General features: G+C 42.4%; 26 protein-coding genes. 2 read left to right on the top strand and 24 right to left on the bottom strand.

Translation table 11 applies throughout. The features are described from left to right. Positions 1–21: 21 nt before the first annotated feature. The 6 genes from NZD81_RS04400 to NZD81_RS04375 all read right to left on the bottom strand — a co-directional run bounded on the left by NZD81_RS04400 (position 22) and on the right by NZD81_RS04375 (position 4763). The gene (locus NZD81_RS04400; RefSeq protein WP_014664420.1) at positions 22–225 is read right to left on the bottom strand and encodes a DUF2768 domain-containing protein; all 204 of its coding nucleotides are present in this window, start codon (positions 223–225) and stop codon (positions 22–24) included. 338 nt (positions 226–563) lie between these two features. Beyond that, positions 564–1601 (bottom strand): NAD(P)H-dependent glycerol-3-phosphate dehydrogenase, encoded by a 1038-nt coding sequence (locus tag NZD81_RS04395; RefSeq protein ID WP_040082759.1) that lies wholly within the window; start codon positions 1599–1601, stop codon positions 564–566. A gap of 17 nt (positions 1602–1618) precedes the next feature. Next, a complete protein-coding gene (der, locus tag NZD81_RS04390; RefSeq protein ID WP_014664422.1) occupies positions 1619–2929 on the bottom strand; it encodes a ribosome biogenesis GTPase Der in 1311 nt (436 codons plus the stop codon). Between the two features lie 153 nt (positions 2930–3082). After that, entirely contained in the window at positions 3083–3277 is a 195-nt protein-coding gene (locus NZD81_RS04385) for a capping complex subunit for YIEGIA (RefSeq protein WP_004398137.1), read from the bottom strand. Further along, positions 3274–4167 carry a YIEGIA family protein gene (locus tag NZD81_RS04380; RefSeq protein WP_282372513.1) on the bottom strand — a complete coding sequence of 298 codons (894 nt, stop codon included), beginning with the start codon at positions 4165–4167 and terminating at the stop codon, positions 3274–3276. The genes NZD81_RS04385 and NZD81_RS04380 overlap by 4 nt, the downstream gene beginning before the upstream one ends. After that, the gene (locus NZD81_RS04375) at positions 4164–4763 is read right to left on the bottom strand and encodes a YphA family membrane protein (protein WP_069149793.1); all 600 of its coding nucleotides are present in this window, start codon (positions 4761–4763) and stop codon (positions 4164–4166) included. The genes NZD81_RS04380 and NZD81_RS04375 overlap by 4 nt, the downstream gene beginning before the upstream one ends. 80 nt (positions 4764–4843) lie before the next feature. Here NZD81_RS04375 and NZD81_RS04370 point away from each other — a divergent pair, with 80 nt between their 5' ends. Then, on the top strand, positions 4844–4975 hold the full coding sequence (locus NZD81_RS04370; RefSeq protein WP_003225499.1) for a YpzI family protein: 132 nt from the start codon (positions 4844–4846) through the stop codon (positions 4973–4975). Positions 4976–5017: 42 nt separating this feature from the next. Here NZD81_RS04370 and fni read toward each other — a convergent pair whose 3' ends face one another. The 17 genes from fni to NZD81_RS04285 all read right to left on the bottom strand — a co-directional run bounded on the left by fni (position 5018) and on the right by NZD81_RS04285 (position 20911). Further along, entirely contained in the window at positions 5018–6067 is a 1050-nt protein-coding gene (gene fni / locus NZD81_RS04365; RefSeq protein ID WP_289859678.1) for a type 2 isopentenyl-diphosphate Delta-isomerase, read from the bottom strand. A 12-nt stretch (positions 6068–6079) separates the two neighbouring features. Next, the gene (gene rpsA, locus NZD81_RS04360) at positions 6080–7228 is read right to left on the bottom strand and encodes a 30S ribosomal protein S1 (RefSeq protein ID WP_014477197.1); all 1149 of its coding nucleotides are present in this window, start codon (positions 7226–7228) and stop codon (positions 6080–6082) included. Between the two features lie 232 nt (positions 7229–7460). Continuing rightward, positions 7461–8135, bottom strand: a complete 675-nt coding sequence (cmk, locus tag NZD81_RS04355) for a (d)CMP kinase (RefSeq protein ID WP_040082757.1) — start codon at positions 8133–8135, stop codon at positions 7461–7463. A 78-nt stretch (positions 8136–8213) separates the two neighbouring features. Next, complete coding sequence (locus tag NZD81_RS04350) at positions 8214–8390, bottom strand: YpfB family protein (RefSeq protein ID WP_052438154.1); 177 nt, start codon at positions 8388–8390, stop codon at positions 8214–8216. A gap of 44 nt (positions 8391–8434) precedes the next feature. Further along, entirely contained in the window at positions 8435–9088 is a 654-nt protein-coding gene (locus NZD81_RS04345; RefSeq protein WP_040082756.1) for a cyclic di-GMP receptor DgrA, read from the bottom strand. 93 nt (positions 9089–9181) lie between these two features. Next, the gene (ypeB, locus tag NZD81_RS04340; protein ID WP_014664429.1) at positions 9182–10534 is read right to left on the bottom strand and encodes a germination protein YpeB; all 1353 of its coding nucleotides are present in this window, start codon (positions 10532–10534) and stop codon (positions 9182–9184) included. Between the two features lie 34 nt (positions 10535–10568). Continuing rightward, positions 10569–11486 (bottom strand): spore cortex-lytic enzyme, encoded by a 918-nt coding sequence (gene sleB, locus NZD81_RS04335; RefSeq protein ID WP_014664430.1) that lies wholly within the window; start codon positions 11484–11486, stop codon positions 10569–10571. A gap of 152 nt (positions 11487–11638) precedes the next feature. Further along, entirely contained in the window at positions 11639–12295 is a 657-nt protein-coding gene (gene prsW / locus NZD81_RS04330; protein WP_014664431.1) for a glutamic-type intramembrane protease PrsW, read from the bottom strand. 119 nt (positions 12296–12414) lie between these two features. Further along, positions 12415–13389 carry a YpdA family putative bacillithiol disulfide reductase gene (locus tag NZD81_RS04325; protein ID WP_069839207.1) on the bottom strand — a complete coding sequence of 325 codons (975 nt, stop codon included), beginning with the start codon at positions 13387–13389 and terminating at the stop codon, positions 12415–12417. 108 nt (positions 13390–13497) lie between these two features. Beyond that, on the bottom strand, positions 13498–14772 hold the full coding sequence (gene gudB / locus NZD81_RS04320) for an NAD-specific glutamate dehydrogenase (protein ID WP_014664433.1): 1275 nt from the start codon (positions 14770–14772) through the stop codon (positions 13498–13500). Between the two features lie 157 nt (positions 14773–14929). Next, entirely contained in the window at positions 14930–15514 is a 585-nt protein-coding gene (locus NZD81_RS04315; protein ID WP_003230533.1) for a genetic competence negative regulator, read from the bottom strand. A 158-nt stretch (positions 15515–15672) separates the two neighbouring features. After that, entirely contained in the window at positions 15673–16452 is a 780-nt protein-coding gene (locus tag NZD81_RS04310) for a metallophosphoesterase (protein ID WP_040082753.1), read from the bottom strand. A gap of 85 nt (positions 16453–16537) precedes the next feature. Continuing rightward, positions 16538–16981, bottom strand: a complete 444-nt coding sequence (locus NZD81_RS04305; RefSeq protein WP_136654167.1) for a YpbF family protein — start codon at positions 16979–16981, stop codon at positions 16538–16540. Positions 16982–17043: 62 nt separating this feature from the next. Then, positions 17044–17790 carry a LysM peptidoglycan-binding domain-containing protein gene (locus tag NZD81_RS04300; protein ID WP_206868965.1) on the bottom strand — a complete coding sequence of 249 codons (747 nt, stop codon included), beginning with the start codon at positions 17788–17790 and terminating at the stop codon, positions 17044–17046. Continuing rightward, positions 17741–18343, bottom strand: coding sequence for a CPBP family intramembrane glutamic endopeptidase (locus NZD81_RS04295; protein ID WP_187360239.1), 603 nt, complete (start codon positions 18341–18343; stop codon positions 17741–17743). The genes NZD81_RS04300 and NZD81_RS04295 overlap by 50 nt, the downstream gene beginning before the upstream one ends. A gap of 26 nt (positions 18344–18369) precedes the next feature. Beyond that, positions 18370–19860, bottom strand: coding sequence for a RecQ family ATP-dependent DNA helicase (locus NZD81_RS04290; RefSeq protein WP_103032277.1), 1491 nt, complete (start codon positions 19858–19860; stop codon positions 18370–18372). Continuing rightward, positions 19853–20911 carry a YpbB family protein gene (locus NZD81_RS04285; protein ID WP_069150772.1) on the bottom strand — a complete coding sequence of 353 codons (1059 nt, stop codon included), beginning with the start codon at positions 20909–20911 and terminating at the stop codon, positions 19853–19855. The genes NZD81_RS04290 and NZD81_RS04285 overlap by 8 nt, the downstream gene beginning before the upstream one ends. Positions 20912–21177: 266 nt before the next feature. Here NZD81_RS04285 and NZD81_RS04280 point away from each other — a divergent pair, with 266 nt between their 5' ends. After that, entirely contained in the window at positions 21178–21426 is a 249-nt protein-coding gene (locus NZD81_RS04280; RefSeq protein ID WP_003225461.1) for a ferredoxin, read from the top strand. 38 nt (positions 21427–21464) lie between these two features. Here NZD81_RS04280 and fmnP read toward each other — a convergent pair whose 3' ends face one another. Next, positions 21465–22037, bottom strand: coding sequence for a riboflavin transporter FmnP (fmnP, locus tag NZD81_RS04275; protein ID WP_014664441.1), 573 nt, complete (start codon positions 22035–22037; stop codon positions 21465–21467). Positions 22038–22048 lie beyond the last annotated feature (11 nt).

The following is a 22048-nucleotide window of genomic DNA, read 5'->3' as shown; positions in this document are numbered from 1 at the left end:
ACAGCACTTCCTTTTACAGCTTTATTCATTGACAGGGCCGCTAAAAACCACGACAAACACAATAATTCCAGATATGAGCATACACATGTAAGCGAATGATGAAATCGTAATCTTCAAAAAACGGTTTTGGCACTTAAAACGACTGAAATAGATGGAAGCGACAGCCAGAAACATCAAACCCATGGACCCTAGAGCAAACCACATTTTCATCAATGCCAGATTCAATGACGTGCGCCTCCCCGATATGTATGATGTAAGCGTTATATTTTATTTTAATATACAGCACCGGAAAAGATCAACCAGATTTTCCATCCTTTGATAGAACCAAAAAAACTGAAGCAAAGAGGGGGACCTTCGCTTCAGTCAACTTGACTATATTCACCTGCACGTTTAAGAAACACTCTCTTGGACTTCGATGCTATAGTATGCGACTTGGCACACAGATGCATCCTCTATTGCCTAAATCGGCAAAATGTTTCAGGAGATCCCAAGACTTGGGTATTCTTCTGTTTTTCGGGCTTTCGTTCAATTAAGATATGCGATTCATTATACGATTGGCACTTTTACTTCACTTGATTTTCAAACGTATTTACTAAATCCTCCATCTCGTGGGTTTTCCCTCTCGCCATTAAAGATTCAACAGCGGTTTCCACTTTTTGTCCGTTGAATAGAACCTGATGGAGCGCCTCTGTAATCGGCATTTTGACATCATATTTCTTCGAAAGCTGGTAAGCCGCTTTCGTCGTTCGGACGCCTTCGACTACCATTCCCATCTCTTCAAGAACGTCTTCAAGCTTGTACCCTTTTCCGAGCAAATTGCCCGCACGCCAGTTTCTGGAATGAACACTTGTGCATGTCACAATTAGATCGCCTACTCCTGTCAATCCAGAAAACGTCAAGGGATTCCCGCCCATTTTCGTTCCGAGTCTCGCGATTTCGGCAAGTCCGCGTGTAATCAAGGCAGCTTTGGCGTTGTCACCGTACCCTAAACCGTCTGTAATTCCTGCGGCAAGGGCGATAATATTTTTTAAAGCCCCTCCGATTTCAACTCCGATAACATCAGGATTTGTGTACACCCGAAAATTGTGATTAATAAATAAATCCTGCACCTCTTCCGCTGCTTTCATGCTTTTTGAAGATGCAGTAACAGTTGTAGGGTGCCGCAGCCCTACTTCTTCCGCATGACTCGGACCGGAAAGGACAACGATATCTTTTCTGACATCACTCGGAAGCTCTACTTCCATAATTTCAGAAATGCGCAGGAGTGAATCCGGCTCTATCCCCTTGCTGACATGGACAAAGACTGCCTTTTTCGTTATAAAAGGGACTGCCTGCCTCAGCACTTCCCGAATCGCTTTTGTCGGAACCGCAACGATAATGACATCTGCGTCTGCCACAGCCTCTTTCATATCTGTTGTTCCTTTAATGGATGTAGACAGCTTAACATTCGGCAAATAATCCTTGTTTTCATGCAACTCATTAATTTGATGAATTAAATCTGCACGGTGAGCCCACACACACACTTCATTTCCATTATCAGTTAGAACTAAAGCCAGTGCTGTTCCCCAACTCCCCGCTCCAAGCATTGTGACTTTTTTCATGTTTGATTCACACCTTTTTATTTTCTAGCTCTTGCAAATATTTTGATTGGTGTCCCCTCAAAACCGAACGCGTCTCTGATTCGGTTTTCTAAAAACCGTTCGTATGAAAAATGCATCAATTCAGGATCATTTACAAACACAACGAAGCTTGGCGGCTTCACCGACACTTGGGTCGCATAGTAAATTTTCAAACGCGAACCGTTATGAGTCGGTGTCGGATTCATTGCCACAGCATCCATGATGACATCATTTAAGACGTTCGTTTGAACTCGAAGTGAATGATTTTCACTTGCTTTGATAATCGCAGGCATCAGCGTATGGATACGTTTTTTCGTTAAGGCAGACATAAATAGGATTGGCGCATAATCCAAAAATTGAAAATGATCGCGAATATTTTCTTCAAATTCTTTCATCGTGCTCTCATCTTTGTCAACAGCATCCCATTTGTTTACGACGATTACGACGGCCTTGCCCGCTTCGTGTGCATAACCGGCGATACGCTTGTCCTGTTCAATAATGCCTTCTTCGCCATCAAGCACAACCGCCACGACTTCTGAGCGGTCAATCGCTTTCAGCGCCCGCAGTACACTATACTTCTCAGTCGTTTCATAGACTTTCCCTTTTTTTCGCATACCTGCAGTATCGACAATGACAAACTCCTGCTGGTTGTAAGTAAATGACGTATCAACAGCATCTCTTGTCGTTCCAGCCACGTTGCTGACAATAACGCGTTCTTCGCCGAGCATGGCGTTCACAAGTGAGGACTTTCCGACATTTGGACGTCCGATCAGACAGAATTGAACAACTTCCTCATTGTATTTCGTTTCTGGAATGTTTTTAAAATGCTCTGCAACGGCATCCAGTAAATCACCCAGTCCGAGTCCGTGTGTTCCCGAAATTGGATATGGCTCGCCAAAGCCTAGCGAATAAAAATCATAAATATTCGCTCTCATTTCTGTGTTATCCAGTTTATTAACCGCTAAAACAACAGGCTTTTTTGTGCGGTACAAAATTTTCGCTACTTCTTCATCAGCAGCTGTCACGCCTTCACGGCCGTTCACCATAAAAACGATCACGTCCGCTTCATCCATGGCGATTTCAGCCTGCTGGCGAATTTGAGCTAAGAACGGCTCATCACCAATATCAATACCGCCCGTATCAATCAAATTAAAATCATAATTCAGCCATTCAGCCGAGCTGTATATCCGATCCCTTGTCACGCCAGGGGTATCTTCTACTATTGAAATTCTTTCTCCCGCAATCCGGTTAAAGATTGTGGATTTTCCTACATTTGGTCTCCCGACAATGGCTACGACAGGTTTACCCATAGTACCCTTCCTTTCGATCCAGCCGCTTTCATTTTTACATAAATTTTCAACCGGTTATTAAAATCATTTCATTCACTTTTATGAAAAGAAACCCTTCAGAGGAAGGGCTTAACTCATTTATTATATCAGTTTTTACTGGGATCACAACTATTCTTAAAAATGTTTCACGATCAAATACACGTCATCTCCGATTCTATGCGCTATTCCATCAAGGATTGCCTCAAGATTTTTAGCGAAAAGCTCCATCTCCTTTTGGTCATTGCAAAAAAAGACAGGCGCTCCCCCTGCAGCCCGGTTTCGATTTGTCGTAATCACAGACAAAATCACTTTCGTGAGAGATTCACTCATCCTATCACCTTATCCTGATTCTTGATAAACTCTGTCGGCATTCTAATCGCATTTTCCAGGGTTGGAACATTGCTAATAATCTGTACTGCCGTTTCGGGATGGTGAATTTGCGGCAGAACAAAAACTGCCACTCTCCCGTCATTTAAATCCCGTTTTGCAATTGGGGACAGAGACGGCTCTCCTGAATCTCGATAAACCCCGAGCACATTTGAAACATCAAATAAAATCGCCTGACGCTGCCCTAAATTGGCTATCGTCGCTGCTGAATTAAAGTTTTTTGGCGTCAAAATAAAGCCCATGCCATGCTTTAAAATCAGTTCCTGTTTCTCTGGAAGCCCGATATTCATCATATAAATATTATCAACAAACAAGCCCGGACCGTCAAAGCGCGGCTTTATGTACTCGATGTCTACAATATCCTTTAACACACTGCCAGACATAAATTTCATGGCCAGTAAGAAACAAACGACAGCCGCTATGACTGCAGCCCAGATGGATAAAAACACATACGCGGAAGTTGTCAAAAGTGCTGTAAAGATCACAATATAATTTCTGCTTTCAAACGCAATAGCAATCCCCTCAATATATGTGCTTCCCCTCGAGACAAGTTCATACGAATCCATTTGTGTCAATGTGTTCCGCTCCATGTTTCGAACATCTCTAAATTGCGTCGCTGCCAACGTTAAAAATGTGATGGCCGTAAATTCCTGCTGCAAAAGCGCCGGCATAATAATTGCACCTAAACCAGCCGCTATCATCCCCAGAGCGATATGAATCACTTTCCCATGAATATAGGTCGGATACTGGCGATAATCCGTTTTCAGCATATAAAGCCTTGTTGCAATACCGGCGATGACCCCCGCAATAATCGGATAGATGTAATCACTCATGACATTTTGGTAGCTCCTTTGTTTGATCTTTTGCTTTTCTGACCAATCTGGCTTGCGAGCTGTTCGTATTTAGATATGCCAAACAGCAATATCATCCCCGCAGAACACGCATTCAGCCATTGAAAGCCGCCGACAGCCAAAGCCCCGGCCAACTTCTGAATCACAAATGAATACACCAGTTCCCCTTGGCACATTCCGAGGACAAATAAGGCAAGCTGCTTCTCAAAATCCCTTTCAACAGAAGCTGTCAAAAGCACTATTAATATAACGGCAGCCCACTCAGGTTTTATGATGAACCAAACCGGGTCATATAATGCAAAAAGATAAACAAACGCATACGCGGCAACAAGCGTCAGACAGACTAGAATGTAACGGAAACGATACATTTCTAAATACCCGGCATAGACACACCCGCAAACGAAAAACATCATATATGCAGCGTTAAGGGAAAAATATAAAGCGATGTCATGTATGCTAAGAATAATATTAGTTAAAATAAAGACAGAGACGGCAAATCGTCTTTTTGTCTTTTCGATAATAAATGTTGTCAGAACCCACAGAAACCACATTGACCAATAGTAATAAAATTGTTCCATTTTACACTTCCTCCATATTTCCAGTATGGAGCCCAAGCGCATTTTTTAAACAATCTCTCTCACAATTAAGGAGTATGATCATGGGAAAAGACAGACAGGAAAAAAAACTCAAAGCTTCAGGAAGAGTCGAATCAGACCGCGACCAGTCCATTCACTATGACGGAGCGACAAGCCTTGAACAAAACGGAAGATTCAAAAAACGAAAATCATAATGCAAAAAGCCCAAACCACATATGGTTTTGGGCTTTTATCATTTATCGCACACTATAGTTTGATGTATTGACCCCTCTTTCTGTGAGCCAATGATGGGTTTCACCTTTGATCACAAGAGGCGCCTTTTGTAAATCGGCAATCGTACTGGCGCCCAGCACGGTCATAATCATCTTTAATTCCTCAAGAATCAGCTGAATCTCCTCAAGCAGTCCTTCCTCACCACTGTCAGTCAGCGCTTTTAAAAAATGCCCTGCCATTCCGGTACAAGAGGCTCCCAGCGCAATTGCCTTTGCCACGTCAAGTGCATCCTGCAGGCCGCCAGAGGCGATCATGGTGCTTGCGGGAAACTCAGAGCGGATTTCCGCCAAACTTGCAGCTGTTGAAATGCCCCACGAATTAAAAAAGGTGATTTGCCGCTGCCTTCGGAGATTTTCAATTTTCGAGAAATTCGTCCCCCCATAACCGCCAATGTCAACAGCTGCAGCACCAGCTTCATACAGCTTCCCTGCTGATTCTTTGCTCATACCGAATCCGACTTCTTTCACAATGACTGGTACACTGACATGACTGCAAATTTGTTCAATACGTTCCAGTGCTCCGCTAAAGCTTCTGTCTCCTTCAGGCATCACAATTTCCTGAATCACGTTGAGGTGGATCTGCAGTGCGTTTGCTCCAATCATCTCAACTGCTTCCTTTGCCTGATCAGCCGTTGCCTCGCTTCCCAGGTTGGCAAAAATCAGCCCGTTTGGGTTTTCCTTTCGAACAATTTCATAGGAAAGACGCTCTGATGGATCTTTTAATGCTGACATTTGCGATCCCACAGCAAGGGGAATTCCAGCCTGAGAAGCCGCTCGCGCAAGCGATTTATTAATCTCATATGTAAGTTTTCCGCCGCCGCCAGTCATTGCATTGATAAAAATCGGCGAACTGCTTGAAAGTTCGCCGATTTTTGTGGAAATATCTACTTGTTCTAATGCAAGATCGGGCAGACTGACGTGAACAAACGTAATATCATCAAGACCTGTTTCCCGCTTTTGGCCGGTGGACAAGGCATGATTGATGTGTTGTCTTTTTCGTTCTGCTCGAGTCACGTTTATCACCAGTTATTTTAGTTTATTCAGCTTATCTCCGATCAGATCTCCAAGCTGGAAGCCAGTGCTTGTTTCTTCCTTCGCTTGATATTGACGGTAATCTTCCTGATCAGCTTTAGGCGTTTCTTCAAGTTCACGCATGCTTAATGAAATGCGCTCCTCATTTTCATTCACATCAAGAACCTTCACTTTTACAGTCTGTCCTTCTTCAAGGACTTCATGCGGCGTGCCGATGTGTTTATTGGAAATTTGAGAAATATGAACGAGACCTTCAACACCTGGAAGGATTTCAACAAAGGCACCGAAGCTTACAAGACGCTGCACAGTTCCTTCAAGCACATCGCCAGGCTTCACTTTTTCGCCGATTTGGCTCCAAGGTCCAGGCAGTGTATCTTTGATTGATAATGAAATACGTTCATTATCGCGGTCAACCGATAGCACTTTCACTTTTACTTCTTGTCCCTCTTCAACAACGTCAGACGGTTTCTCTACATGTGAGTGAGAAAGTTGTGAAATGTGCACAAGTCCGTCGATGCCGCCGATATCTACAAACGCGCCAAAGTCAGTCAGGCGCTGCACTTTACCATCAAGTACACTTCCAACTTCAAGAGACTGAAGAAGTTCCTGTTTTTTATTCGCTTGTTCACTTTCAACAACGGCACGGTGTGAAAGGATCACGCGGTTTTTATCACGGTCAAGCTCTACAACGAGCAGAGACAGTGTTTTTCCTTTATAGTCAGTGAAATCTTCAACGAAATGTGCTTCAACAAGCGATGCCGGAATAAAACCGCGAACGCCGATATCAACGACAAGGCCGCCTTTCACGACATCTTTTACTTCAGCTTCAAACACTTCTTTTGTTTCAAATTTTTTCTCAAGGTCTTCCCAAGCGCGGTCTGCATCAACAGCACGTTTAGATAAAATCAAAGCATCGTCTTCCACTTTTGTTACTTTCAGGTCAAGCTCGTCGTCTACTTTAACAACATCCGATGCTTTCTCTACATGAAGACTTGATAATTCACTGATTGGAATAATACCGGATTGTTTAACATTGATAATTTCTACATCTACATGCTTGTCCTCTACCTTTGTGACAATCCCTTTAACTACATCTCCAACCTCTGGCACTTGAACATCAATTTGATTCATTTCCTCTGTCATTTGAATAACCTCCTTGGTCCAAACCTACACAGCTTAATTAAAACGGTTTGAAAGCTGAACATATAACATGCCCGCTTTTAGCCGAATATGTATTAAAGAATCATCCAAAAAAGTTTTTTGAATGATCAATAAAAAGTTTTATTAGTATTAACTTCTAATAAAAGGACAGGTTTGTCAAGCAATAACATTCTATCTTCGTTGAAAAATTCAAAAAAAGTGGCATTTGCCATCCTCAGCGGGACTTTTGCTCCACCGCCTCGAGGATTTTATCAGCTACCTCTTGAATGGAAAGCGATGTTGTGTCGATTTCAAGAGCGTCTTCTGCTTTACGCAGCGGAGATACCTCACGCTCTGAATCAAGCTTGTCTCTTCTTGCAATTTCCTCAATTAAAGTTTCGTAGTTGACATCAAAGCCTTTTTTTACATTTTCTTCATAACGGCGTTTCGCTCTCTCTTCAACAGATGCCAAAAGAAAGATTTTCACCTCTGCATTTGGCAGCACGTGAGTTCCAATATCACGACCATCCATGACAACGCCGCCTTTTTCCCCAAGCTGCTGCTGGCGTTTCACCATTTCTTCTCTGACACTTCTATGCTTGGCCGCAATTGAAACCTGGTTGCTGACTTCATCTGTTCTGATCGCCTCAGTTACATCAGTGCCGTTTACAAGCACTTTTTGTCCTTCTTTTGTCGTAATCAGTTCAATGTCAGTCCGCTTTAATAGCTCAGCCAATTTTTCTTCATTTGTCAGCTCAACGTTTTCTTGTAAAGCCGCGTACGTTATCGCCCGGTACATTGCTCCTGTATCAATATATATGTACGATTTTTTCTCAGCCACAATTTTGGCGACAGTGCTTTTCCCTGCAGCTGCCGGGCCGTCGATTGCAATCGATAATTTCTTTTCCATAATTCCTCTCCTTGCTCTTTTCTCCTCTATGGATTGTATCATGAACTTTATGAAAAAGGGTGAAAAATTGATGAATAATTAATGTTTGAACGTTTCAATCCTATTGTTTTCCGCCATTTTATCCACCCCTTCATATTGAATCACTTTTGATACGTATGGTTCAATATGCTGATAGTGAAAAAGAAATTGGACACCAAGTAAAATGATGGCCTGAATGAACACTAATTTGATCAGCAGCCGTTCAAATGTTTTCATTGGAGCACCTCCATTACTAATAGTATGGAAGTGTTTGACGATGTTTATTCCATTCGGGCTTTTCTTCTCTTTTTTAACTGGCGCCGAATGCAGTATTGAAGCAGAGCCTGCTGGTCACTTGCTGCAATTTCTGAATACTCTAAAGTCATTTTGCGTTTTCCTGACTTTGGGTCATCAAAGAGACGTCTGACAACCGCTTCTGTTTCTATTTGACGTGTGTGCTCCTCTTCAGAAAGACAGATGATCAGGCGCAATGATTCCCCGGCTTGAAAAGAACGTCCATCAGCTAAAACCACGGCGATGCCGCCTGCACTAATGTTATAGGATAGTGTGCGGAATTCTTCTTCATTTGCCGGCTGAATTTGCACATCTAATACCGCATCAGTTCTTACATACTGGCGGCGCTGGATTCTTTTCATTTTTTCACGGGGAGGCACTTCAAGACAGATCATTTGAAGTTTGTCCTTCACTTTGCCTTTTATACGGCTTGAAAAGCGGTAAGGAACTTCGTCTTTACCCACAAACTCTACCGTTACTTCCATATCATTATGTAAAATCACAGTTCGCCCTGTAACTACATCAACCGGATACGCGATCAAAAGCTCATTGTTTTCGATGCTTACCGCCTTAGTTTTTGCCTTTTTCAATTCATTTTCTTCTATATATTCTAAAAGTACATTTTCTCCAATCTCTATCATTGACTTCACTCTTTCGTATTCATTATACTCACGTTTTTATTAAAGCACGTAATGAAAAAAAGGAAAAGACATTTAGTCCTTTCCTCCTGTTTTTTATAGGTCTTTATATATAGGCTCTGCATTTTTTAATTTTTCAACCTTTTCTTCTGTGCCATCATTGGCATTTATATACATTCTAAATGTGTCATTTTCAATGGTTCCGAGCATTTCATAGCATAACACTTCTTGACCAAGTTCATTTGTAATTAAAGCGAGCCTTGTTTCTCTCACTTGTACATTTTTATTTAATTTAGATTTTGCCTCTGCTTCAGTAATTGCCGGCTTAGGTATAGTTCTTTTTCTGTGGGATGTTAGGAAGTCTCTTGCTGAAAAACCGACAACCTCACCGTCATCCAAGGCCACTTTCATGCGGATTGCCTCCGGGTACATCCGGACTTTATTTTCAACAGGGACATATGAAAATACGCCGATTTTATCATATTGGGCACTTTCATCAATTTCCAAATCATCTGTTTCAAATCCGTTTTTCTTTAAAAATGCGAGCGCTCGGTTCGATCCGTCATTCAAACTGATTTTCTGGTTTTTCACTTCTCTGTTTTGGATCAAATATACCGGATGCCCGCCCTTCTTCGTGATATCCATATAAATCGCTGCTTTATGATCTGGGTCTTTCATGCTGATGCTATATACATCGCGATTTGTTTTTTTTCCGCTCTTTACCACCTTAATTGAATAATTGTCATCAGGGGCAAAGCGCTCAGCAATTTGTTTTGCTTCCTGTTCGGAAATTTGCTTTCCCTTCAGGTGGCTGAAGCCCTTTTCTTCTTTTTTCGTGCTGGTGAAACTTGGGCCAAGGTCAGTGCCAGTGGAGAATGCACCAACATTCTTTTCGACAGTTTTAAAGCTGTTGATAATTGTATTGTCACTTTGTTTTTCGTCTGAAGCCAGTGCCATTTCTACGTCCATCCAGCGAAGGTTTTTGCTCATGACAAGGTGCTGAACATGGCGCAATTCATTTTGGATATCTTCAGACTGCTGATAAAGCTTATTTAGTGATGTATACTCGTTTTTATCAAGGGGCTTCTGGTCCAAATCTCTGACTGACGTTTTATAGCTGAAATCACCGATCTTTGATAATAGCTCTTCCGTTTTATTAAACGGCATTAATGTAAGCGGCAGCTGACTGACGCTGTTATGTGCTTCAGAAGTAATCCTCCACACATCAATCAATGCAGGCGACAGTGATTTTTGGCTGTTCATGGCAAGTGTTGTTCCGATTTTATCATGAAGCTGATCCACCTGATAGGTAAGCTCATGAAACGCCCGCTGATAGTTATTTTCAGCATGAAGAAGAACTGCGTCTTTTTCCTGGTGTTCTTTGTATCCCCAGTAGCCTGTACCGACTATTGCAATACCAAGCACGGCGATTAAAATTCCTCTGATCATTTATCACACCTCTTTTTATGCTTTCTCATATCTGCTACTCACAGAAAATGTGTTTACCGATTCTTTTAATCTGCGGACGCCCCCAAATCCACGGACTTGTAGCCGTATCCGGATTAAAGTAGTAAAGTGCTTCCTCTGACGGGTCCCAGCCATTGATGGCATCCAGCACCGCTTCTCGGGCCGTTTCATTCGGCTGCATGTAAATTTGCCCGTCGGCTACTGCTGTGAAGGCAAGCGGCTCAAAAATAACCCCCGCCACTGAATTTGGAAATAACGGGCTGTTCAAACGGTTCAAAATGACTGCTGCAATCGCAACCTGCCCCTCGTATGGCTCGCCCCGGGCTTCGCCATAAACCGCTTGAGCAAGCAGCCTGATATCGTTGTTGGAAAATCCACCAGGCATGTTCGCTGCTACCGCATCCTGTTTTCTTGCTTTTGCTGGTGTATTGTTTTGCTGTTTATTCGCATTCGCTTTAGGCTGCTGCGTTGTTTTTTCCGCAGGCTGTTTCTGCCTCGCTTCCGCTTGCTGTCTTGCTTTTTGTGTTGCTGCTTTTGACGGTTTCGTCTGATACTTCAGCGGAATTTTTCCGTAATGCGTGAATGTGTTCCCTTTATTGAGCTGTTCCATAACATATTCACGATAATACTTAGATTTACATATTAAGGTATGCTTTGTTTTAGCCCCGACAAGGCCGTCAACCTCTTTTAACCCGAATTGATCCTGAAAATTTCGAACTGCCCAGTATGTTCCCCATCCATAAACCCCGTCAATTTTTCCGTTATAATATCCGTTGTATTGAAGACGCGCCTGAAGCTCGACCACATCATCCCCTGTTGCCCCTCTTTGAATGACCTGATTCGAAAAGGCAGAGATCGTTTCAGTATTAATAAACGTCGTTATTGTAAAGGAAAAAAGGATGAGACATGCCATAATCGATCCTTTGGACTTCATCTTTTCAAGCCTCCTACAGCAAATTTTTAAGTGTAATCGTATTTTCTGTAACGAGGTTATTTTTATACACTCTTTCCTTGTTATCCCTCAGAACATAAAATCTCTTTTGTAAAAACTGTACACAAAAAAGCCGCACGATTGCTGTGCGGCTTCTATACTTGCATCATATTAACGGAACGGGCTTTTTTCGCTTTACGCAAACCAAACCACCATAAAAATACCATAAATGGAAGCATGTAATAAATCCAATTACTAAGCGCTGTCAGGATAAAATCATATGATCCATGCAAAAGGGATGGGAGAACTAAAGAAAGAACAAGCCACTTCACACGCGCCTTATCAGCGGAAAAGCGCGCTTTTCCGAGGTAAAATCCCATTATCACACCAATCAAGGCATGGCATGAAACAGGCAGGAGCGCTCTGACAAACGCATGCTCCACACCGTGGCCAATTAAATAAAGAATATTTTCGAGGGTTGCAAAACCGAGTGATACACTTGCACCGTACACAATCCCATCATAATGCTCATCAAAATGGGCGTGCGGGTAAACACTGATCATCAGTATAAACCATTTTAATGATTCCTCTAAAAACCCTGAAGATAAAAAAGAAACGAAAAAGCTTCCGCCTCCTACATTCTCTTTTTCAAGTACATACTGGATAAACATTGTGGGAAATACAAGAACAACCCCGAGAAAAAACGACCGAAGCACCATATGTACAGGTTCATTATCATACTGATCTTTTAAATAAAAATAACTTAACAGCGCGATGCCGGGGGCAATTCCTGCAGAGATGATTGCAAACATCAGGCAACCTCTTTCCTTTATATTCCTACGTCTATCCTACCATGTTGTTTATCATTTTACATCTGTCTGCACGTAAAAAAACAAAAAGAGCATACGAATGCATCATATGCTCCTCATCTTTAGTGGTTTTCTCTTTTGGCGATTTCCGCTGCGATTTGCCCTCCATGAAACCTGCCGTTTTCAATAAATATTTCATTTGCATTGTTTCCCGCAGCAATAACCCCGGCAATAAAGACACCTTCAACGTTCGTCTCCATTGTTTCTTCATTGAAAAATGGACGTCCTGTTTCTTTATCAATCTCCACACCAATTTTTTCAAGAAATTGATGGTCAGGATGATAGCCTGTCATGGCAAACACAAAATCATTTTTAATGGTAATGAGCTCTTTCTCTCCGGAACGAAACACAACTTCATCCTCGGTGATTTTTTCGACACAGGCGCCAAATTCCATACGGATTGTACCGTTTCTGACGAGCGCTTCAAATTCGGGCAAGATCCACGGCTTAATGCTTGGCGAATACTCATTGCCCCTATATAAAACTGTGACACGCGCTCCAGATTTCACGAGTTCAAGGGCGGCGTCCACGCTTGAATTTTTCCCGCCGATGACCACAACATCTTTATCAAAATACGGATGGCCTTCTTTAAAATAATGAAATACTTTCGGCAAATCCTCACCGGGTATATTCATATAGTTTGGATGATCATAATAGCCTGTGGCGATGATACAATATGGCGTCGTGTAGGTCTCTTTTGACGTCTCAATAACGAATGCGTTATTTTCTGTTTTCGTCACTTTATGCACCATTTCAAACGCATTAACACGGATGTTTTTCCGTTTAACGACTTCCCGGTAATACGATAAAGCCTGAATTCTGACAGGCTTCCTGTTTTCTGTAATAAATGCCACATCTCCGATTTCGAGCTTTTCACTTGAGCTGAAAAAGGTTTGATGTGTCGGATAATTGTAAATACTGTTAACGACATTGCCTTTTTCGATGACGAGGGCATCAATGCCAATTTGTTTTAGGTGAATGGCAGCAGATAGTCCACAAGGTCCTCCACCTATAATAATTGCTTTTTCTTGAATCATTTCTGTCAACTCCTGCGATTGGCATTTCACTTCATATTTTCTATTTCCGAATAAAAAAATCTCCTATTTTATCATAGGAGATTTTTTATTTTTATGCAAATCATCAACTTATATCCAGCCTCTAAAACGCGAAGCTTCAGCCATTTTGCGTACGCCGACCATATATGCAGCTAGCCTCATGTCAATTCTTCGGTTATTAGCCATTTCGTAAATATTGTTAAATGACTTGATCATCATTTTTTCTAATTTTTCTTCTACCTCTTCTTCACTCCAGTAGAAGCCTTGGTTATTCTGAACCCATTCAAAATAAGAAACTGTTACGCCACCGGCACTTGCCAGCACGTCTGGTACAAGCAGAATGTCTCGGTCTGAAAGAATTTTTGTTCCTTCAAGCGTTGTTGGCCCGTTCGCCGCTTCAACGACAATTTTAGCCCGGATATTATGGGCATTTTCTTCTGTAATTTGATTTTCAATCGCAGCAGGAACGAGAATATCACAATCAAGCTCCAGCAGCTCTTGGTTCGTAATGGTATCGTTGAAAAGCTTTGTTACAGTACCGAAGCTGTCGCGTCGGTCGAGTAAATAATCGATATCAAGACCTTCCGGATCATAAAGTCCGCCATATGCATCTGAGATGCCGACAACCTTTGCTCCCGCATCATGCATGAATTTTGCCAAATAGCTTCCCGCGTTTCCGAAGCCTTGGACAACGACACGCGCACCTTTAATATCGATGCCTTTTTTCTTGGCCGCTTCTTTAATACAGATGGTTACACCTTTTGCTGTCGCAGATTCTCTCCCGTGAGATCCGCCAAGCACAAGCGGCTTGCCTGTAATAAATCCAGGCGAATTAAATTCATCAATTCTTGAATACTCATCCATCATCCAAGCCATGATTTGTGAGTTTGTAAATACATCCGGCGCCGGCACGTCTTTTGTCGGGCCGACAATTTGGCTGATCGCTCTGACATACCCTCTGCTCAGACGCTCCAGCTCTCTAAACGACATATCCCTTGGATCACAAACAATTCCGCCTTTACCACCGCCATATGGAAGATCAATTATGCCGCATTTTAAACTCATCCAAATTGAAAGCGCCTTCACCTCTTTTTCTGTTACGTTCGGGTGAAAACGTATCCCGCCTTTCGTCGGACCGACAGAGTCATTGTGCTGCGCACGATAACCTGTGAAAATCTTTACTGAACCGTCGTCCATACGAACAGGTATTTTTACCGTTAATAACCTCATCGGCTCTTTTAACAGTTCGTATACCTCTTCGGGATACCCCAATTTTTCCAGAGCCTTATGTATTACGGTTTGGGTTGATTTTAATACATCAAGTTTGTCCTCTTCTGTATGACCGGTGTTTCGATCGGCTGCCATTTGAGTTAACCTCCTAGAATCTTCTGTTTCTCACATGCTCCCTTTCAGAGAATAGTATACACCTTCATCTGATCTGTGCATAGAATAAACGTTATGTTTTTCCATGTTTTTTACCGAAAAAAAACTGCTGTGAAATCAGCAGTTTTCCGTTGCATTCTTATGAAAAATGAGTTTGTATCGTCTCAACGGCATTACCGTCCATAATGAGCTTACCATACTCTTGCAGGCGATAAATCGTTAAAGTTGTCGGATTGCCGTATTCAGCCAGAACCGCCACAACCCCCTCAGCCGTATGTGACCCCAGATCTTCAAGGCTTAAAAAGTACTGCCCGTCATAGTGGTAGACAGTTCCCCCTGTGATACCGATTCGCTGTAAGCTTTCTGAAAGCTGAATGATATCTTCAAAGGAATGGAATTGATATATGATGTCCGCGCTTTCATCAAGCTTGACTTGCATTTCGATGTAATCATCATCATACTCATCGTCTTCTGAATCGGCGTCTTGGTTCTTTGTTACGATCACGACCATCCCTTGTGCTTGGAGAGAATACACTTCCACTGCAATCGGTCCATTCGCTTCAAAGCCGAGCTCTGTATTTGCTTCATTCATCATATCTTTAAATAACTGGTGGACTTTAAATGAGTCCTTCCAGAGGTCTTCTTTTGTCAATCCCCGGTCTGTCAAATCATCGAGGGTTAAAAAGATTTTGATCTTATTATAATTCAGACGCTCAAGCCGCATAACGTTCCCTCCTGCCTCTACTTGCACACAAATCATATAACACATTATATGAGATGATGAGTCATAGGTTCTTAATTGTTATCAGTTTACACTGAGTTCACTAGTAAGACAAGCACAATGCAGTTTTTATTGCCATATGGATTTTCGCTTTTTAGAAGTTACTCTGGTCCGCAAAGAGTCACAATGTGTGTTTCAGGCTCAGCACCTAAACGCAGAGGCACTTTTGTCGTGCCGTAGCCGTTGCTGATCAGATAAGCCGCATTTTTAACAATGCCTGTTTTCCCCAGTTCATAAGGGCCAAATTTCCCAAACCTGATCTGACCTCCATGGGTATGTCCGCTGAATATCACATCAATACCGTCACCTTCATTGATTTGCTCATGAATCTCCGGATTATGACAAACTAGAATATTCAGCTGGCTTTTGTCAAGTTCTTTAATGGCTTCCTCATAATGATCCATCTCCATCCTGATATCATCAACCCCGGCAATCGCAATCGTATGGCCGTTGTACGAAAACGGAACTGACTCATTCCTCAGAGTGATGACACCGTGCGCTTTGAATATGGAATACAGCTTATGCTGTTTGACTTCATAATCATTATTCCCCCACACAAATACAACAGGAACTCCTAAATCAGCGAGCCTTTTGATGTTTTCCTCAATTCTCGCAATAGGCACCCCGCCCTCAGCTAAATCTCCGCCGATGATTACGAGGTGAGGGGCATGGCTTCGCGCTTTTTCCAAAAGGTCTTGATCGATAAGACGTTTGTGAATATCCGAAATAAAAAAGATGGTAAGTGGCGGCTTGCCCTTCATTTTTGATAAAGGAAACGTATGTGTTTTTAAATGGTTGCCTTTTGCAGTTGAATACATTTTTGCCGTCATTGCCGCTGCCGCAACAGTCAGCACACTGGCAATTTTCACTGATAGCTTCATAAAAACTCTCCATTCTTTTTTAGAACTTATCAATAAGACGGACAATAAAAAAAGACGTTTCTACCGTTTGAGAAAACGCCCGATTTTATTTACTTTCAAAATATAGATTAATGTCATATCTGTGCTTCATCATTTGAAAAACAGACTCTCTCGCCTTCCATTTATCCGGCTGCGGCCAAAGATCAGTGCTTTTCTGAATAATTTCGCATCTCAGTTTATGGAAATCACCCTCAGCTTTTTCTTCCTTTTTCTTAAAGTAATATGAAGTGCAGTATGCAAAAGCGGTTGCCATCATCCAAAATAAATAAAAGGTATGGCTGAGCATTTCTTGAAGAACGAGCTGAGGCGCCGGGCTTTTGAGCATAATCATAAGACATAATAAGCCTAAGCAAATAAGTGAAGCCCATCGCCATCTGCGGCATTGCAACGCATAATTTTCAAATTTTTGTTTTCGCTTCACCAGCGCTTGGAGCATCTGTTTGGTCGGCGCGTCTGTAAACTGATCCAGCTGATTCCATAAGGATTCCATACGCTTCACACCTTGTCCATTTTCATTGCTACAATATATGAACGTAAAAGAAAAAAAATGCCCTATTCATCCATTAAGGGGATGTCCAAAACTTGTCCGGTGTAAACATCATTTCCATTCAGATGATTATACGCCCGAATTTTTTCTTCTCCTGTCCGGCTTTTATAATACTTCATGGAAATGCGGTATAGCGTTTCTTTCTTTTGAACGGTGTGCTTGACAATGCGATTCGGCTCAGGTTGAGCTGGCTCAGCCGGCTGCTGTTGCTGTTCTTGCCGTTGTACTGTTGATTGGGAAGAGGAAGCAGCCGCGGCGGTTGCTTCCTCCTTATTTGCCGAGTCTTCTTTTTCCGCTACAGCAGTCTGTTTTTGATCAGCAGCTGATTTTGCCGGCTCTTTCGCCTTTGAATCCTCAAGCTTTTTTTTTGACTCCTTTTGCAGTGCTGTCTCTTTGGTGTCTTTAGTGTCGGCATTGTTTTTATCCTCTGATTTCGGGACAACCTCGTATTTGCTTTGGCTGCTGTCGATAAAAACATCTTCATAATCGTCATGATTATCCGGGTGGCTCTTTAAATAAAATAAGGTAACTAAAACGATAACCGGCACAAATACAAATAGTACAGCGAGTACTGTAAATAATGGCGTTTTTGTTTTGCCTTGCTTTTTTTTCTGTTCTCTTTGATTTTTTACGGATTGTCTTGTCGGGAGGCTTTCACCATCATCATCGACATAATCGTCCGCCAATGCGGCATTTTGATCTTCATAAAGATTCTGGGCTTTTCTTCTCTCTACTCTCGACATGTTCGTCATGTTTATCCCTCCTCACATGTTGAAAACGAATCTGACAGGCAAACACGGCATCAATGATAAAATGTGCCGTCATCGGAACAAATAAGTTACCGGTCCATTCATACATCAGACCAAGTAAAAAGCTGATTGCTGTCACCATAATAAATAACAGCCATTTTGACAAATACCGAAAGTGCAGAACGGCAAAGATAAGGCTGGCCGCCCATAAACCGATATGAGTCTGCAGCACTCCTCTGAATAACATTTCTTCCGCGAAAGCAATCAGAAGCGTTAAAAATATAATATGAGGGATTGACCTCTTACTGAATATTTTTTTATTGATTCCGCCGTCATCGTATAAATGATGTGGGCACCATTTCATTATTGCCATATCGGCTAAAATAACAATAACCGCTATAGAAACACCATACCAGATGATTCGCATATCGTGAATGTCCCAGAGCTTTAGTACGTCCCGTATATCCTCAAAAAAGAACAGCCCTGCTGCAGCTGCGGCAAAGATGATGAGTAGCTGCGTCAAATATAACTGCTTCAGCATATCACGGTCAGACATATGCTGAATATAATCTTTTTGCTGTTTCAGTTCAGCTCACCTACAGTCTGCAAGCTGAATATCCGGTGCAATTCCGAACTCCAGCTGTCTAATGGCGCCATTTTACTCCGTTCCCCTATTTGTTCATACAAGGATAAATCAAAACCGCAATGAGAACAGCACGGGAAGTTTCCGGCATCTGGCTCGTACGATTCATCAAAGTAGGTTAACAGTGACTGCCTTAAACAGCCCTCACGCTGAAGCAGAAAAGATACACGGCGCATTTTTTCCAGCTTCAGCTCCATGCGGTATGAAATTTCTTTCTTCATCAGTTCAACTGACGTTTTCCCCTGCATAAAGAGATGAATCATCATACGGGCCTGTGTCTCTCCGGCGCCATACTGCATTAATACGTCACGCAGTCTTCTCTCATCCCGCTCCTCCGTCTTCTCTAGCACACGGATCACGTCGGCGATTTCTTCAGCTGTGACACTCTCCATTTGGATAATCTGCTCCTGCAATTCAAAATCCCCTGGCGCCCGGAGCAAAATGCTGACACTCGGCTTTCCATCGCGGCCCGCTCTGCCGATTTCCTGCATAAAAGCTTCAGCCGTCTGCGGAAGGTGAAAATGAATCACATATCTGATATCAGGTTTATCGACACCCATTCCAAACGCATTCGTACAACATATCACATCAAGCTGGTTATGAATAAACTGCTGCTGAATTAAAATTCTGTCACCTGACTCCAAACCGCCATGGTAAAAGTCTGCTCTGCTGCTTGTTTTGCTTTTAATTTCACCAGCTAATTCCTCGGCCCATTTCCGTGTCGGACAATAAACAATTCCTGGACCTTGCAGGTTTTCAACCAACTGAATGACCCTATCTATTTTTTCGGCCGCATCCGCCGCATTTTCAACCCTCAGTGCGATATTCGGGCGGTTGACTGAGTTGAGATGCTGGTCAGCATGCTGCAGCTCTAGCAGGTTCATGACATCTTGCAGCGTATCCTTTGTAGCCGTAGCAGTCAATGCCAAAACGGGCGGGTGTCCCAGTATTTTTCTCAGTTGTCCGAGCTTTGAATAGTCAGGCCTGAAGTCGTGGCCCCATTCAGATATACAATGTGCTTCATCAATAACAAAAAGGCTGATCGGAACGTTTTTCAATTTTTCCAATACATATGGAGACTGCAGAGCCTCAGGGGACAAGTACAAAAATTTATAGCGATGAATATGTTCTAAAACAAATTGTCTTTCCTGTCTGTTAAGCATGCTGTTCAAAGCGGCCGCACGCTTTTCTCCTCGGGCTTTCAGCTGCTGCACCTGATCTTCCATTAAAGAAAGCAGTGGAGAAACGATTAATACCATGCCGTCAAGCATATAACCAGGCAGCTGGTAGCAAAGCGATTTCCCTCCCCCAGTCGGGAGCATTGCAATGGTATCCTTCCCGCTGAGAATACTTCTAATAATGTCCTCCTGCCCTTTTTTAAAGGAAGTAAAACCAAAATAATGATGTAACGTTTGCTGTAATCTACTCATATTGCTGCACCTGCTTTGTCAATGCCAGTCTGATTTGAAAGTAGCTGAACCGCTGCCCCAGACCGTCACGAATTTGTTTGATTTTGTTCGTCCGCATCCGTTTGGCAAACGCTGCAATTTGGATTTGATCTTCTGCTGATACATAGTCATTAATTATAAACGCAGGCTCGTGAAGAGAAATCTCAACAATATGGTCTTCGATCGTCGCTGTTTTCAGCTTTCTGATTTCGGCAATTCGATGTATCGGGAACCCTTGTTTGACCATCTGCCATGTTTTCCTCGTTGACTCTGTCAGGGCATTATCTAAATGCACATCAGAAAGTAGATCCTTTAACAAAGCATCTTCACACTCGGGAAGAGAATGAATAAAATAATGTACCGAAGCCCAAAACATGATATAGACATACCATTCATCTTCTTTCAGCGTGTCAGCAAGCTGCCTGCTCGTATAACCGATCCGATCGTGCGAGGTTAAGGAGTAGACAAAAATTTGCGCTGCTTTGTCTTCGATCTTTTTCAAATGCGCCTCAAGCATGGCGAAAAGGCTCCTTGCCATCTCTTTATGATCCGTATGCCGGGACAGGTATTTCTTTACCCAGTGAAGTGTCTTGTAATCCTTTGTGACAGGAATATATCGCCTGCTCCCTTTCTGCTTATGGGATAAGACCTGCACAAGCAGCGAAAGCCTTTTCCAAAGCACGCTGGCAGCCTGCTGATAATGAGCACCGTGGCAATGAACGGGCCAAGGCCGCTCACTAAGGGCATGCCTCAAAACTCCTTCGCCGCTGGCTGTTACTTTGTATGTATCTGTTTCAGACAAAGGCGCGAGATATGAATGCTTTTCAAGCTTGTCAAGCGACGCAGAAATATCGTTTCTCGAACATTGCGCCGCCATTCCAAAGTATTTTGCAGTCTGAAATAAGCCGGCATCTTGAATGGTTTGTGACGATCTCTTGCCTTTGAATAGGTGAAAAACAGCGCTTCCCGACCGTTCCCCATTTATTTTGCAAAGGCAATCGAGAACCATAATATCGAAGTAATTTAATGACAACCTATTCACCCACATTCTTCCTGACAAAAATCGTTGATTTGCTCTTTTTATTTTAACAGATTTCAAACAGAAATCGACGTTTAAAGTCATCATTAAGGGGGATGTTATGTAGATAACCCCTTATGTGATAAGCATTCTCAATCATTTTTCTGTTGAAATGTGGCAGCAACATCATTACAATAAGTAAGAGGAATAGGTGTTAAATTGATTAAATTATAAAGATTGATCCATTTGTTCCACCAAGAACAATCTGGGAGGTTTTATTCATGGCAAAGTACACAATCGTAGACAAAGATACATGTATTGCATGCGGCGCTTGCGGAGCTGCTGCACCAGACATTTACGATTACGATGATGAAGGCATCGCGTTCGTAACGCTTGACGAAAACAAAGGTGTTGTCGAAGTTCCTGAGGTACTGGAAGAAGATATGATTGACGCATTTGAAGGATGCCCTACTGATTCCATCAAAGTGGCGGATGAGCCATTTGAAGGCGACCCGCTTAAATTTGAATAGAAGTAACAAAAAAAGCTCCCCGGCGGGAGCTTTTTTATTTAATGGATATGCGCACTTCGCTGCTGCTCAATCCAAGGCTTAAGCTTGATAAAAATAAGTGAGAAAACAACCGTAATCACAATACCTTTTATCATGTTAAACGGCAGGATACCCGCAACGACTGCTGTTTTCAGCGCGCTGTCGGATAATGCCGGTGAATGTAAAAACCACGTGTATGCAGGAAGAATCAGAACATAATTTAAAATACTCATCAAAATGGTCATCGCTGCAGTTCCCAAAAGCAGGCTGACAGCCAAGCCCTTTGCTGAGTTGAGCTTTTTAAATAAGAAAGCAGTCGGCAATATAAAGAGTGTTCCTGCAATAAAATTCGCAATTTGCCCTACAGGAACTCCTGCCATGCTTCCCTGAATGATATACTGAAGAACATTTTTTATCGCTTCTACGGCAATACCCGCCAAAGGTCCGTAAATCAGAATGGCAATAATAGCGGGAACATCGCTAAAATCGATTTTTAAATAATCCGGAAGACCCGGAAACGGGAAATTTAACAGCATCAAAACAAATGCAATGCTGCTCAGCATACTGACCACAACTAATTTTTTTACTTTCACTTCACTCTCTC

Source organism: Bacillus sp. B.PNR1, assembly GCF_030386235.1.
Classification (GTDB): Bacteria; Bacillota; Bacilli; order Bacillales; family Bacillaceae; genus Bacillus; species Bacillus stercoris.
Note: the sequence above shows the minus strand (reverse complement) of the source record. Positions and strands in the feature narration are given on the sequence as shown.

Coding starts and splice junctions, on each gene's coding strand:
- NZD81_RS04395 (WP_040082759.1), bottom strand. CDS start 1,601: ATGAAAAAAGTCACAATGCTTGGAGCGGGGAGTTGGGGAACAGCACTG.
- der (WP_014664422.1), bottom strand. CDS start 2,929: ATGGGTAAACCTGTCGTAGCCATTGTCGGGAGACCAAATGTAGGAAAA.
- NZD81_RS04385 (WP_004398137.1), bottom strand. CDS start 3,277: ATGAGTGAATCTCTCACGAAAGTGATTTTGTCTGTGATTACGACAAAT.
- NZD81_RS04380 (WP_282372513.1), bottom strand. CDS start 4,167: ATGAGTGATTACATCTATCCGATTATTGCGGGGGTCATCGCCGGTATT.
- NZD81_RS04375 (WP_069149793.1), bottom strand. CDS start 4,763: ATGGAACAATTTTATTACTATTGGTCAATGTGGTTTCTGTGGGTTCTG.
- NZD81_RS04370 (WP_003225499.1), top strand. CDS start 4,844: ATGGGAAAAGACAGACAGGAAAAAAAACTCAAAGCTTCAGGAAGAGTC.
- rpsA (WP_014477197.1), bottom strand. CDS start 7,228: ATGACAGAGGAAATGAATCAAATTGATGTTCAAGTGCCAGAGGTTGGA.
- cmk (WP_040082757.1), bottom strand. CDS start 8,135: ATGGAAAAGAAATTATCGATTGCAATCGACGGCCCGGCAGCTGCAGGG.
- NZD81_RS04350 (WP_052438154.1), bottom strand. CDS start 8,390: ATGAAAACATTTGAACGGCTGCTGATCAAATTAGTGTTCATTCAGGCC.
- NZD81_RS04345 (WP_040082756.1), bottom strand. CDS start 9,088: ATGATAGAGATTGGAGAAAATGTACTTTTAGAATATATAGAAGAAAAT.
- ypeB (WP_014664429.1), bottom strand. CDS start 10,534: ATGATCAGAGGAATTTTAATCGCCGTGCTTGGTATTGCAATAGTCGGT.
- sleB (WP_014664430.1), bottom strand. CDS start 11,486: ATGAAGTCCAAAGGATCGATTATGGCATGTCTCATCCTTTTTTCCTTT.
- prsW (WP_014664431.1), bottom strand. CDS start 12,295: ATGTTTGCAATCATCTCTGCAGGAATTGCCCCCGGCATCGCGCTGTTA.
- NZD81_RS04325 (WP_069839207.1), bottom strand. CDS start 13,389: ATGATTCAAGAAAAAGCAATTATTATAGGTGGAGGACCTTGTGGACTA.
- gudB (WP_014664433.1), bottom strand. CDS start 14,772: ATGGCAGCCGATCGAAACACCGGTCATACAGAAGAGGACAAACTTGAT.
- NZD81_RS04315 (WP_003230533.1), bottom strand. CDS start 15,514: ATGCGGCTTGAGCGTCTGAATTATAATAAGATCAAAATCTTTTTAACC.
- NZD81_RS04310 (WP_040082753.1), bottom strand. CDS start 16,452: ATGAAGCTATCAGTGAAAATTGCCAGTGTGCTGACTGTTGCGGCAGCG.
- NZD81_RS04305 (WP_136654167.1), bottom strand. CDS start 16,981: ATGGAATCCTTATGGAATCAGCTGGATCAGTTTACAGACGCGCCGACC.
- NZD81_RS04300 (WP_206868965.1), bottom strand. CDS start 17,790: ATGACGAACATGTCGAGAGTAGAGAGAAGAAAAGCCCAGAATCTTTAT.
- NZD81_RS04295 (WP_187360239.1), bottom strand. CDS start 18,343: ATGTCTGACCGTGATATGCTGAAGCAGTTATATTTGACGCAGCTACTC.
- NZD81_RS04290 (WP_103032277.1), bottom strand. CDS start 19,860: ATGAGTAGATTACAGCAAACGTTACATCATTATTTTGGTTTTACTTCC.
- NZD81_RS04280 (WP_003225461.1), top strand. CDS start 21,178: ATGGCAAAGTACACAATCGTAGACAAAGATACATGTATTGCATGCGGC.